Source organism: Streptomyces sp. NPDC059201, assembly GCF_042754585.1.
GTDB lineage: Bacteria > Actinomycetota > Actinomycetes > Streptomycetales > Streptomycetaceae > Streptomyces.
Map to the genome: position 1 here is coordinate 26,703 of NZ_JBHZBB010000012.1, position 12,708 is coordinate 39,410.

General features: G+C 74.4%; 8 protein-coding genes. 6 read left to right on the top strand and 2 right to left on the bottom strand.

Features of this window, described 5'->3' with window-relative positions; genetic code table 11:
* Nucleotides 1-64: 64 nt before the first annotated feature.
* Nucleotides 65-4,060, bottom strand: a complete 3,996-nt coding sequence (locus tag ACFXMG_RS31390) for an FHA domain-containing protein (RefSeq protein ID WP_383828311.1) — start codon at nucleotides 4,058-4,060, stop codon at nucleotides 65-67.
* A gap of 557 nt (nucleotides 4,061-4,617) precedes the next feature.
* Between ACFXMG_RS31390 and ACFXMG_RS31395 the strand changes: the two genes are divergently transcribed.
* From ACFXMG_RS31395 to ACFXMG_RS31410, 4 genes are all read left to right on the top strand, one after another.
* Nucleotides 4,618-6,378, top strand: coding sequence for a serine/threonine-protein kinase (locus ACFXMG_RS31395; RefSeq protein WP_383828313.1), 1,761 nt, complete (start codon nucleotides 4,618-4,620; stop codon nucleotides 6,376-6,378).
* A 164-nt stretch (nucleotides 6,379-6,542) separates the two neighbouring features.
* Nucleotides 6,543-7,796: a serine/threonine-protein kinase gene (locus ACFXMG_RS31400; RefSeq protein WP_383828315.1), complete on the top strand. Its 1,254-nt coding sequence runs from the start codon at nucleotides 6,543-6,545 to the stop codon at nucleotides 7,794-7,796.
* A 67-nt stretch (nucleotides 7,797-7,863) separates the two neighbouring features.
* Nucleotides 7,864-8,973, top strand: a complete 1,110-nt coding sequence (gene prfB, locus ACFXMG_RS31405; RefSeq protein WP_383828317.1) for a peptide chain release factor 2 — start codon at nucleotides 7,864-7,866, stop codon at nucleotides 8,971-8,973.
* A gap of 365 nt (nucleotides 8,974-9,338) precedes the next feature.
* Nucleotides 9,339-10,529: an LPXTG cell wall anchor domain-containing protein gene (locus ACFXMG_RS31410; protein ID WP_384120002.1), complete on the top strand. Its 1,191-nt coding sequence runs from the start codon at nucleotides 9,339-9,341 to the stop codon at nucleotides 10,527-10,529.
* Between the two features lie 89 nt (nucleotides 10,530-10,618).
* On the opposite strand, the gene ACFXMG_RS31415 is transcribed toward ACFXMG_RS31410, so the two are convergent.
* Nucleotides 10,619-10,801, bottom strand: a complete 183-nt coding sequence (locus tag ACFXMG_RS31415; RefSeq protein WP_043227494.1) for a hypothetical protein — start codon at nucleotides 10,799-10,801, stop codon at nucleotides 10,619-10,621.
* Nucleotides 10,802-11,049: 248 nt separating this feature from the next.
* On the opposite strand from ACFXMG_RS31415, the gene ftsE reads away from it, so the two are divergent.
* On the top strand, nucleotides 11,050-11,739 hold the full coding sequence (gene ftsE / locus ACFXMG_RS31420) for a cell division ATP-binding protein FtsE (protein WP_053648390.1): 690 nt from the start codon (nucleotides 11,050-11,052) through the stop codon (nucleotides 11,737-11,739).
* A 21-nt stretch (nucleotides 11,740-11,760) separates the two neighbouring features.
* Complete coding sequence (gene ftsX / locus ACFXMG_RS31425; RefSeq protein ID WP_383829919.1) at nucleotides 11,761-12,678, top strand: permease-like cell division protein FtsX; 918 nt, start codon at nucleotides 11,761-11,763, stop codon at nucleotides 12,676-12,678.
* Nucleotides 12,679-12,708 lie beyond the last annotated feature (30 nt).

Below are 12,708 nucleotides of genomic sequence, written 5' to 3' on the forward strand. Positions count from 1 at the left end.
GTGCCGCCCGTGGCGCCGCCCGTGGCGCCGATCAGGCAGGCCCGTTGCCTGCGGCGGCTTGGGGTCAGGCGTGGGTGAGTGGGGGGATTGGGGGGGCGTCTACTGAGCGGGCGGCTCGGTCTAGGGCGCTGGCCAGTAGGGCCAGGTCTGTGGGGCCGTTGCCTAGTTCTCGGACCGGGCGGCGGGTCGGGGGGTCGCCCATGCGGTCCCATTCCAGGGGGACGACGGTCGGGCGGAGGGTTGCCGTGCGGGGGATTCGGCCTGTGACGCGGCCTGCCTGGAAGGGGGTCACGCGGCCGTCGGGGTGTCCCAGCCGGCCGCGGCCGGGGGACGGTACGTCCGGGCCGGGTGTGCTTGGCGGGGCGTCCAGGACCACGCGGAGGCGGGCGCCGTGTGCCAGGTCCGTGTCGGCGGTTCGGTCGGGGCGGGCGGAGGTCGCGATCAGGTGGACGCCGAGTCGTTCTCCGTGCCGTGCGACCGCCTCCAGGGCGCGTACGACGGATCCGGCCGCCGGTCGGCCCGGTGCGCCCAGGGCGGGTGCCACCAGGGCGTCGAAGTCGTCCACGAGCACGATGAGCCGCGGCAGCGGCAGTCGGCCGGTGGTGGCCGCCGGTCTCGGGAGGTGGTCCTCCTCGGTCCCGGGCCTGGGCACGCGCGCGTTGGCGTGGCCGTCGTCCGTGCGCAGCGTCCTGCCGGAGGGGCGTTCGCCCAGGTCTGCCGCGCCCGGGTACGCCGTTCGGCCGCTCGGGGTGCCTCGGAGGTCGCCCGTGCCCGGGTACGGGGTGCGGTTGCTGGAGGTGCCGGTGACGTCTTCCGTGCCGGGGTAGGGCGTGCGGGTGGGGGGTTCGTCGGTGTGGAGGGTGCGGCCGCTGTGGGTGCGGGTGGTCAGGCGGTCGCTGGGGGTGGAGGGGAGTTCGTCCGCGGTCTGGTAGGGGGTTCGGGCGCCTGGCGGGGTGTCGCCCACCGCGCCCGCGCCCGTGCGGAGGGTGCGGCCGCTCGGGCGGTCGCCGAGGTCCGACGTGTCGGGGAGGCGGAGGGTCGCGCGGACGCCTTGGGGGACCGACTCCGTGGCGCTCGGGGTTCGTTGGCCGATCACCGCGCGGGGGTTCCGGCGGTCGCCGAAGTCCGCGTCGCCCAGCAGCTCCGCGCGGCGCTTCAGCTCCGCGCCCAGCGCCTGGGCGAACTCCCGCATCCGCACCGGGTCCGACGCCACCAGGTGCTCGGTGACGTGCGGCAGCTCCGTACAGGCCGCGAGGCCCTCGCCGCGCTCGCCGCCCGCGCCGTCCACCAGGAGCAGCCCGAGCCGGTCGGGGCGGCCGCCGGCCGCGAGGGAGGCGGCGACGGCGCGCAGCAGCTCCGTGCGGCCGCTGCCCGCCGGGCCCTCGATCAGCAGGTGGGGGCCCTCCGCGGTGAGGTCGACGGAGAGCGGGCCGCGCGGGCCCGCGCCGAGGACGGCCGTGCCCTCCCCGGCCGACGCCCAGCGGGCCATCAGCGACGCGGGCGTGGCCCGCGCGAGGCCCAGTTCGTCCAGGAGCCGGGCCGCCTGCGGCAGCGCGGCGGCCCGTCCGGGCGCGGCCGACGCCGAGTCCGTACGCAGCGGGGCCAGCGCCCGCCCGAAGCGCTCCGCCCAGGCGACGGAGACCGCGTCCACGACACCGACCGTGCCGTGGCCCGCGACCCGCCCGCCGGACGTCCGCAGCAGCCGCAGCGCCGTGGCCACGTCACCGCTGAGCAGAGCCGCCGCCCCGCACTCGCGGAAGGCGAGGGAGGCCGCGCAGGCCGCCTCGTAGGTGGCGGCCACCGGCGAGGCGGGGGAGGCGGACGGCGCCTCGGCCAGGCAGATCAGATGGATGCCGGCCGCCGCGCCCGCCCCCGCGAGCCGCGCCACCGTCTCGCGCAGCGCCGCCGTGCCGGGGTCGCCGTCCACGACGACGACCGTCGCCGGGCCCGCGTACCGCGCGGCCGCCTCCACGACCGCGGCCCGGTCCGCGCTGGCCCAGCCGGGCCCGAGCGGCCCGTCGTCCAGCCGCCGGGTCAGTTCGGCCGTACGGGCCTGCGCCTGCTCGCGGTCGTACGCGAGGAGCAGCCGGCAGTCCTGGCCGTGCGCGGGCCGCACGTGCGGGAGCCAGCCCAGCCAGCCCCAGGCGCGCCGCCGCTCCTCCAGGGAGCGGTTGCGGTCGGCGCTGACGAGCACGATCTCCAGGTCGGCGGGGGAGTGCAGCGCGGCCAGCTGGGCCACCACGGACCGGGCCAGGCCCGCCAGTCGGTCCGGCGGCCCCGCCAGGCCCAGGGAGCCCGCCTCGCGCAGTCCGACGGTGACCGGTACGCCGGACAGCTCGGCGCGGTCGGCGGTGCCGAGCCGCACCACCAGTGCCTCGGGGTGGCCCGCGGGCCGCTCCCACAGCCGGGGGCCGGGGCCGAGCGCGGTGAGCAGGACGGCCGCCGGGTCCGGCCAGGTGTCGGGCGCGGCGGTCTCGCCCGGCGCCTCCGACCAGGGTGCCTCGGGGGTGGCGGGCGACGGCCGCGCACCCGGCGCCGGGTCCGCCTCGCGTCCGCCCGCGAGCCGCCGGGCCCAGGCCCCGAGCCCGCGCCTACCGGTCCTGCGCGTGGTCGGGTCGGTGCCGTCGGAGGCCGTACGGACACGGCTGTGCGCCTCGCCCCCGTCACCGCCCTCGCCCTCCCGTGCGCGCGCGTGCCCGGCGTCCGGCCACGCGTCGGCGAACGGCACCCCCTGCGCACCACCGTGCGTCTCGGCCCCCCGCCCGCCCCACGCGGGCGCACCCGGGCCGCTTTCCCGGCCCGTGAGGCCCTCGCGGCCCGGGGTGCCCGCCCGGCCCGCGTGCTCGCGGCCCGTAGCGCCCTCCCGACCCTGAGAGCCCTCCCAACCCGGGGAACTTCCCCAACCCGGGGCGCTCTCCCGGCCCGCGCCCTCGCGGCCCGTAGCGCCCTCCCGACCCTGAGAGCCCTCCCAACCCGGGGAACTTCCCCAACCCGGGTCGCTCTCCCGGCCCGCGCCCTCGCGGCCCGTAGCGCCCTCGCGACCCGGAGAGCCCTCCCGACCCGGAGAGCCCTCCCGACCCGGAGAGCCCTCCCGACCCGGGGAACTCCCCCAACCCGGGGCGCCCTCGCGGCCCGTGGTCCCGCCGGGCCCGGTCCACGAGCCTGCGGGATCGCCCTGCGTCGTCCACGCCCCCGCAGAACCGTCCTGCGTCGTCCACGCGCCGGCCGAGCCGCCCTGGCCCGTCCACGCGCCCGCAGCACCACCCTGCGCCGTCCACGCGCCCGCGGCACCGCCCTGAGCCCCCCACGCGCCCGTGGAGCCGTCCACCGGCGGCAGCCCACCGCCGGCCGCGTCCACGTTCGCGCCCGCGTCCGTGAAGGTCGTCGCGGCCGGCAGGGGGACGCGGAGGTGGCCCTCGCCGTCGGGGGCGGTGGGGAGGGTGGCGGAGTCCGCCGGGGCTTCTTCGGGGCCTGTGAGGCGGAGGGTGGACTCGCCCAGGCGGAGGAGTGCGCCGGGGCGGAGGCGGACCGGGCGGTCGCCTACGGGGGCGCCGTCGAGTGTCGTGCCGTTGGTCGAGCCGAGGTCGGCGACGGTGACGCGGCCGCCTTCGGTGACGGTCACCGTGCAGTGGGCGCGGGAGACGTCGGGGTCGTCCAGGGGCACGTCCGCCTCGACGGAGCGGCCGATCCTGATCGGCCCGCCGTGCAGCAGGTGCACCCCGCCCGCGTCCGGACCGGCGACGACGTGCAGCCGGGCGGCGGAGGAGGCGGTGGCGGCGGCGCCGGCCAGGTCGTCCGGGTCGGGGGTCTGGAGCGAGAGGACCGCGCCGTCGACCAGCGGCGGCTCGCCCAGCACGCAGCGGCGGGCGTCCAGCCGCTCCGCGCCCGCGTACAGCACGGGCGTGCCGGTGCCGGCGGTGTCGGGGCCGGTCACGGCGGCGGCGAGGTTCGAGGCCACGGCGGACAGCGCGGTGCCCGCGGGGGCGGTGACGAGCACGTCGCAGGCGCGCCCGGCGCCGTGGCCGGCGTGCGGCGCGAGGACGGTCAGCCGGATCTGCATCGCCGTCAGCGGTCCCTTCTGCGCGACATGCCCGGCAGGGGACCGCCCCGTGTCACCCCCCACCCGGCACGGACGCGTCGCCCGGTACAGGTCGGCACGGCGCGGGGGCTCCCGACCCCACCGATGCGACGTGCTGGAGGCATCCTCGCACCTGCCGCCGACAGCCCGCCGCCGGGTCACCCCGAAGTGATCATGAACGGTCACCGGCGGTCGCCGCGTATGACGCGAAAACGCCAGGTCGGCCACGGCCGCGGGGCCGGTGCGGCAACCATCCCGGCCGGGGGAGCGTCTTCTTCCGGACAAGTTCGGTCGGAATCCGGGTGGGATTCCGTCAGTGATCACGGACGGAGGCGGACAGCCTTCCGGCGCCCCGGCGGTTCGAACGTGCCAGCGGAAATCCGCCTGTGGACGACGGGCTGTGACTCGTTCGGCGGCACTACAGTGGGTCGGACACCCGGACGGGTCACAACAGAGAACAAGAGGGACCTCCGGGGCCCCGGCTCGACACCCGAGCGGGACCGGCCACCCAGGACCACGATCAGCAGGGAGCGCGTGACGTGCGGCCAATCGGCAGCAAGTACCTGCTCGAGGAGCCGCTCGGCCGCGGCGCCACGGGCACCGTCTGGCGAGCCCGCCAGCGGGAGACGGCGGGCGCCGAGGCGGCCGTGGCCGGCCAGCCCGGCGAGACCGTGGCGATCAAGGTCCTCAAGGAGGAGCTGGCCAACGACGCGGACATCGTGATGCGCTTCCTGCGCGAGCGGTCCGTGCTCCTGCGGCTCACGCACCCGAACATCGTGCGCACCCGCGACCTGGTCGTCGAGGGTGACGTCCTGGCCCTGGTCATGGACCTCGTCGAGGGCCCCGACCTGCACCGCTACCTCCGCGAGAGCGGCCCGCTGACCCCGGTCGCCGCCGCTCTGCTCACCGCGCAGATCGCCGACGCGCTCGCCGCCAGCCACGCCGACGGCGTCGTCCACCGCGACCTCAAGCCGGCCAACGTGCTGCTGGCCGAGCGGGACGGCGCCATGCACCCGATGCTGACCGACTTCGGCATCGCCCGGCTGGCCGACTCCCCGGGCCTCACCCGCACCCACGAGTTCGTCGGCACGCCCGCGTACGTGGCGCCGGAGTCCGCCGAGGGCCGCCCGCAGACCTCCGCCGTCGACATCTACGGCGCCGGCATCCTCCTGTACGAGCTGGTCACCGGCCGTCCGCCGTTCGCCGGCGGCACCGCCCTCGAAGTCCTCCACATGCACCTCAGTGAGGAGCCCCGCCGCCCCTCCACGGTGCCCGCGCCGCTGTGGACGGTCATCGAGCGCTGCCTCAGCAAGAACCCGGACCTGCGCCCCAGCGCGGTCAACCTGGCGCGCGGTCTGCGCACGGTCGCCGCCGGCATCGGCGTCCACGCATCGCCCGCCCAGATCGAGGCCGCCGAGGGCGTCGGCGCCCTCCTCGCGCCCGACCCCGACCCGGCGCAGGTCCCCGGGACCCCCGGCGCCGCCGACCCCACGCAGGTGCTGCCCGCCGGAGCCGGTGCCGCTTTCGACCCGGCCGCCGCCACCAGCGTCCTGCCCACCGGCGGACCGGCCGGCGCCGCCGACCCGACCTCGGTCCTGCCGACGAGCGGCCCCGCCGGCGCGGCGGGCCCGACCGCCGTCATGCCCGCCGTGCCGCCGAACCCGCCGGGGGAGGACCCGCACCCCTGGCAGAACCAGCTCCGCGCGGCCCGGGATCGCAACGAGCAGACCCAGGTCCAGTACCTGGACCCCAGCGAGGACCCGCTGCGCCGCCGCCCCGCGCGCCGGCCCCAGCAGCCGCCGCAGGCCCCGCCGTACCAGCAGGGCCACCCGCAGCAGCAGTACCAGCAGCAGCCCTACCAGCAGCAGCCGCAGCAGCCGCCGTACCAGCAGCAGCGCCCGGCACCCCAGCGGCCCGCGCCGCACCCGCAGCAGTACCAGCAGCAGCCGCAGCAGCCGGCCCCGCAGCAGTACGCGCCGCCGCCGCAGCAGCAGTACGCGCCCCCGCAGCAGCCCCAGCAGCCGCAGCCGCAGCCGCCCGCCCCGCGCGAGCCGCGCCGGCGCAGCGCCAACCCGGTGCGGATCCCCGGCCTCGGCTGCCTCAAGGGCTGCCTGGTCATGATCGTCCTCTTCGTGGTGGCCGGCTGGCTCGTCTGGGAGCTCACCCCGCTCCAGGACTGGATCGCCCAGGGCAAGGGCTACTGGGAGGCCATCGGCGACGGCATCGGCACCGTCAGCGACTGGATCTCCACCATCGGGGACGCCACCGGATCCAGCGGATCGGGCGGCACCGGCCAGTAGTCGCCGGGCTCCCGGAGAGCAGCGACACAGGGCAGTACGGCCGCCGGAGGGCGGCCGTACTGCCGACTTATCGACTTCCGGGGGGTGATTTCGCTCCGGAAGTGACGTCCGGCGGCCCGGGACGCGTAACTTTGACGCGAACCGCAGCCGCTGAGGGAGCAGTCTTGGCACGGAACATCGGCAGCCGCTACACCACCCACCAGATCCTCGGGCGGGGCAGCGCCGGAACGGTGTGGCTCGGCGAGGGACCCGAAGGGCCCGTCGCCGTCAAACTGCTGCGCGAGGACCTGGCCTCCGACCAGGAGCTCGTCGGCCGCTTCGTGCAGGAGCGGACCGCCCTGCTCGGGCTGGACCACCCGCGCGTGGTCAAGGTCCGCGACCTCGTCGTCGACGGCAACGACCTCGCCCTCGTCATGGACCTGGTCCGCGGCACCGACCTGCGCACCCGCCTCGACCGCGAGCGCCGCCTCGCCCCCGAGGCCGCCGTCGCGATCATCCGCGACGTCGCCGAGGGCCTGGCCGCCGCCCACGCGGCCGGCGTCGTCCACCGGGACGTGAAGCCGGAGAACATCCTCCTCGACATGGAGGGCCCCCTCGGCCCCGGCGGTGCCCACCCCGCCCTCCTCACCGACTTCGGCGTCGCCAAACTCATCGACACCCCCGGCCGCACCAAGGCCACCCGGATCATCGGCACCCCCGACTACCTCGCCCCCGAGATCGTCGAGGGCCTGCCCCCCCGCGCCGCCGTCGACATCTACGCCCTCGCGACCGTCCTGTACGAGCTGCTGGCCGGCTTCACCCCGTTCGGCGGCGGCCACCCCGGCGCCGTCCTGCGCCGGCACGTCACCGAGACCGTCGTCCCGCTCCCCGGCATCCCCGAGGAGCTGTGGCAGCTGCTCGTCCAGTGCCTGGCCAAGGCGCCCGCCTCCCGGCTGCGCGCCTCGGAGCTGGCCGCCCGCCTCGCCGACGTCCTGCCGCTGCTCAAGGGCATCCCGCCGCTGGACGTGGACGAGCCCGACACGGAGCCCACGCCCCCGGAGCCGTACGAGGATCCCGCGTACGCCCCCTCGACCGGCGCCCCGACCGACACCGGCCGCCGCCGCGCGGCCGTCCCGCTGGTGCCCGGCGCCTCCGCCGACTCCCACCGCGACACCCACACCTCCATGCGCGTGCCGGGCCCCGAGGAGCTGTCCGGCGGCCCGCACGGCACCGCCAGGGCCCCGCGCCCGGCCGGGGCCAGGCGGCCCGGCTCGGCCCGCAACAAGGCCGGGGCCGTCCGCAAGCGCCGGATCGTCCTCGGCATCGCCGCCGCCGTGGCGGCGGGCGCGCTCGGCGCCGGCGGCTATCTGGCCCTCGCCGGGGACGGCGGAACGCCGCCGCAGGACTCCCGTCCCTCCTCGCAGCCGGCGCGGCCGTAGGGCCGGTTGTCCACAGGGCGGGCGGCCATAGGTTCGGCTCCCGCCCCGGAGCCGTTACGCTGGACGCGTGGCAGTCGTCGATGTATCCGAAGAGCTGAAGTCCCTCTCCTCGACCATGGGGTCGATCGAGGCCGTCCTGGACCTCGACAAGCTGAGGGCCGACATCGCCGTGCTCGAAGAGCAGGCCGCGGCCCCGTCCCTCTGGGACGACCCGGAGGCGGCGCAGAAGATCACGAGCAAGCTTTCGCACCTCCAGGCCGAGGTCCGCAAGGCCGAGGCACTGCGCGGCCGCATCGACGACCTCGGGGTCCTCTTCGACCTCGCCGAGGAGATGGACGACGCGGACACCCGCGTCGAGGTCGAGGCGGAGCTCACCTCCGTCCGCAAGGCGCTCGACGAGATGGAGGTCCGTACCCTCCTCTCCGGCGAGTACGACGAGCGCGAGGCGCTGGTCAACATCCGCGCCGAGGCCGGTGGCGTCGACGCCTCCGACTTCGCCGAGCGCCTCCAGCGCATGTACCTGCGCTGGGCCGAGCGGCACGGCTACTCGACCGAGATCTACGAGACCTCGTACGCGGAAGAGGCCGGCATCAAGTCGACCACCTTCGTCGTCAAGGCCCCCTACGCCTACGGCACCCTCTCCGTCGAGCAGGGCACCCACCGCCTGGTGCGCATCTCGCCCTTCGACAACCAGGGCCGCCGCCAGACCTCCTTCGCGGGCGTCGAGATCCTCCCCGTCGTCGAGTCCTCCGACCACGTCGAGATCGACGAGTCCGACCTGCGCGTCGACGTCTACCGCGCCTCGGGCCCCGGCGGCCAGGGCGTCAACACGACCGACTCGGCCGTGCGCATCACGCACATCCCGACCGGCATCGTGGTCTCCTGCCAGAACGAGCGCTCCCAGATCCAGAACAAGGCGAGCGCCATGAACGTCCTCCAGGCCAAGCTCCTGGAGCGTCAGCGCCAGGAGGAGCGGGCCAAGATGGACGCCCTCAAGGACAGCGGCAGCTCCTGGGGCAACCAGATGCGCTCGTACGTCCTGCACCCGTACCAGATGGTCAAGGACCTGCGTACGGAGTTCGAGGTCGGCAACCCGCAGTCCGTCCTGGACGGCGAGATCGACGGCTTCCTGGAGGCCGGCATCCGCTGGCGCAAGCAGCAGGAGCAGGCGAAGTAACCGCCCCGCAGCGTTCGTTCCGGGCCCCGCACCTCTCGGTGCGGGGCCCGGCGCGTTCGCCGGTGCAAGCGTTGCGCGGGTGAGTGAGGTGCTTTGTCGACAAGGGAACTGCCGCCGTGTGACCCGCAGTTCCGCGTTTACGTCACAGTTGCATCGTCACATGTCGTGCAACAGGTGATCTTTCGGGCATCGCACGCGCAACGGCCTTGACGCTGCTTCGGAAACTCGGAAGGGTGGCTGAATGGCATGCGCATATCTGGGGCGCGTGTGAAACGGGGGCAGGTCCAGTAACCATGACGCTTCCCGTGCCCGAGGCCCCTGGCGCTGCCCCATGACGAGATGAAGCTACTGGGGGTAGCAACCAGATGACCAACAAGACGCGAGTCCGCCTGGCGCGAGTCGCGGCCGGTGCCGTGATCATCGCCGGTGCGTCCCTGACCGCGGCCGGCGCCGCGCAGGCCGTCGGCGGGAACAACGCCCCTGAGGTGGAGATCAGCATCCAGGGCGGGCAGGGCGACGACGACCCCTGCGAGATCGACCCGCTGGGCTGCAACGAGGACGGCGGCGCTTCGACCGACGGTGGCGCCGATGGTGGCGACGGCGGTGCGGCCGACGGCGGTGCGGCCGATGGCGGTGCCGATGGTGGTGCGGCTGACGGTGGTGCCGATGGTGGCGCTGACGGCGGTGCGGCCGACGGCGGTGCCGATGGTGGCGCGGCTGACGGCGGCGCTGACGGTGGCGCGGCCGACGGTGGCGCTGACGGCGGTGCGGCTGACGGTGGTGCCGATGGTGGCGCGGCCGACGGTGGTGCCGACGGCGGTGCGGCCGATGGTGGCGCCGACGGTGGCGCGGCCGATGGTGGCGCCGACGGTGGTGCGGCTGACGGTGGCGCCGATGGTGGCGCGGCTGACGGCGGTGCTGACGGTGGCGCGGCCGATGGTGGCGCTGACGGCGGTGCGGCTGACGGCGGTGCCGACGGTGGCGCGGCCGACGGCGGCGCTGACGGTGGCGCGGCTGACGGCGGTGCCGACGCCGGTAACGGCGGCAACGGCAACGGCGGGTCCGGCAACGGCGGCAACGGCAACGGCGGCAACGGCTCCGACAGCGGCTCCGGCAACGGCGGCAACGACAGCGGCTCCGGCAACGGCTCCGGCTCGGACTCCGGCTCCACCAGCACGTCCGGCGGCTCGACCGACGGTGGTTCGACCGACGGTGGTTCGACCGACGGCGGCTCGACCGACGGCGGCTCGACCGACGGTGGTTCCTCCGCCGATGGTGGCTCCGGCACCTGCACCGTCGAGCTCGACGGCGTCGAGTGCGTCGCGGACGGCTCGACCGGCTCCAACGGGTCGACCGGCTCGAACAACAACACCGACACCCAGCAGGCCGGCTCGCAGCCGGTCCAGCAGGGTGAGGCCAAGGAGGAGCTCGCCGAGACCGGTGCGGCCGAGACCTCGTTCCTGATCATCGGCGCCGCCACCATGATCGCCGGTGGCATCGGCTTCCGCTTCCTGCCGCGCCTGGTCGCGGGCGGGCGCGGCGCCGCCGCCGCCTGATCGACGCGGTAAGCACGCCGAAGGGCCGGGGAGGCTTCCTCCCCGGCCCTTCGTCATTTCGTCATACCGCGTGCCGGCTCGTGTACGGATCAGACCGTGCGGACCGCCGCCAGCAGGGCCAGCGTCGCCACCAGGGCGATCACCAGGGTCAGTACCATCGCGGGGGACAGTCCCTGCGGCTCCAGGCGCTGGCGGCTGGCCCGGCAGACGGGACAGCGGCCCTCGGCGACCGGGGCCGCGCAGCTGGCGCACACCAGTCGGTCGTAGGTCATACGCTCTCCTCCTCCCGCACGGGACTCACACCAGGACAACGCCCGGCACGATCCGGACGTTCCCTCTACCACTGTGCCAGCTTCGCGGGGTTCCGGCGCGCCCCGGCCGCAAACCCCTCCGCCGGGCCTCTTTCGCGCTCCCGAGGGCCAAAAAGGATAAAGCACGCAAGCCCGGACCGCGACTGCGCGGGGCTCGCCGGTTCGCGTAAGGTCACGCACACCTACTCCCGGCCGACCGTGGTGCATTCGTGATCCGATTCGACAACGTCTCCAAGTCCTATCCGAAGCAGAACCGCCCCGCGCTCCGGGATGTCTCCCTGGAGATCGAGAAGGGGGAGTTCGTCTTCCTCGTCGGTTCGTCCGGCTCCGGAAAGTCGACCTTCCTCCGGCTGCTCCTGCGTGAGGAGCGCGCCAGCCAAGGGCAGGTGCACGTCCTCGGCAAGGACCTCGCCCGGCTGTCCAACTGGAAGGTCCCGCACATGCGGCGCCAGCTCGGCACCGTCTTCCAGGACTTCCGCCTGCTGCCGAACAAGACGGTCGCGCAGAACGTGGCCTTCGCCCAGGAGGTCATCGGCAAGCCGCGCGGCGAGATCCGCAAGGCCGTGCCCCAGGTGCTCGACCTGGTCGGCCTCGGCGGCAAGGAGGACCGCATGCCGGGCGAGCTGTCCGGTGGTGAGCAGCAGCGCGTGGCCATCGCCCGCGCGTTCGTCAACCGCCCGATGCTGCTGATCGCCGACGAGCCCACCGGCAACCTCGACCCGCAGACCTCCGTCGGCATCATGAAGCTGCTGGACCGCATCAACAGGACAGGGACCACCGTCGTCATGGCGACCCACGACCAGAACATCGTCGACCAGATGCGCAAGCGCGTCATCGAGCTGGAGAAGGGCCGCCTCGTCCGCGACCAGGCGCGCGGCGTCTACGGCTACCAGCACTGACGGCGGGGGAACCAGAACACCATGCGCGCTCAGTTCGTGCTCTCCGAGATCGGCGTCGGCCTCCGGCGCAACCTGACGATGACCTTCGCGGTCATCGTCTCCGTGGCCCTGTCGCTGGCCCTCTTCGGCGGTGCCCTGCTCATGCAGGAGCAGGTCAAGTCGATGAAGGACTACTGGTACGACAAGGTCAACGTCTCCATCTTCCTCTGCAACAAGACGGACGCCGCGGGCTCGCCGAAGTGCGCCAAGGGCGCCGTCACCAAGCAGCAGCGCGAGCAGATCCAGGTGGATCTGAAGAAGATGGACATCGTGGAGAACGTCATCCACGAGACGGCCGAGGAAGCCTTCAAGCACTACAAGGAGCAGTACGGCGACACCGCCATCGCCTCCGTCATCACCCCGGACCAGATGCAGGAGTCGATCCGGGTCAAGCTGAAGGACCCGGAGAAGTACCAGGTGGTCGCCACCGCCTTCGCCGGCCGGGACGGCATCGAGTCCGTCCAGGACCAGCGCTCCATCCTGGAGACGCTCTTCAACATGATGCGGAGCGTCAACTACGCGGCCGTCGCGCTGATGTTGCTCATGCTGGTCATCGCGCTCATGCTGATCATCAACACGGTCCGCGTCTCGGCCTTCAGCCGCCGCCGCGAGACCGGCATCATGCGGCTGGTCGGCGCCTCCAGCTTCTACATCCAGATGCCGTTCATCATGGAGGCCGCGTTCTCCGGCCTCATCGGCGGCGCCTTCGCCTGTGTGCTGCTCCTGGCCGGCCGGTACTTCCTCGTCGACCACGGCCTGAACCTCGCCGAGCAGATGCCGCTGGTCGACTTCATCGGCTGGGACGTGGTCTTCGCGCAGCTGCCGCTGGTGATCGTCATCGGCCTGCTGATGCCCTCCGTGGCCGCGTTCATCGCGCTGCGCAAGTACCTGAAGGTGTGAGAAGAGACCCCTGACGGCGGATGGCGTGCT

Bases quoted from the DNA above. Each gene is read 5' to 3' on its own strand.
- ACFXMG_RS31415 (WP_043227494.1), bottom strand. From the start codon at position 10,801: ATGACCTACGACCGACTGGTGTGCGCCAGCTGCGCGGCCCCGGTCGCC.
- ACFXMG_RS31410 (WP_384120002.1), top strand. From the start codon at position 9,339: ATGACCAACAAGACGCGAGTCCGCCTGGCGCGAGTCGCGGCCGGTGCC.
- ftsX (WP_383829919.1), top strand. From the start codon at position 11,761: ATGCGCGCTCAGTTCGTGCTCTCCGAGATCGGCGTCGGCCTCCGGCGC.
- ACFXMG_RS31390 (WP_383828311.1), bottom strand. From the start codon at position 4,060: ATGCAGATCCGGCTGACCGTCCTCGCGCCGCACGCCGGCCACGGCGCC.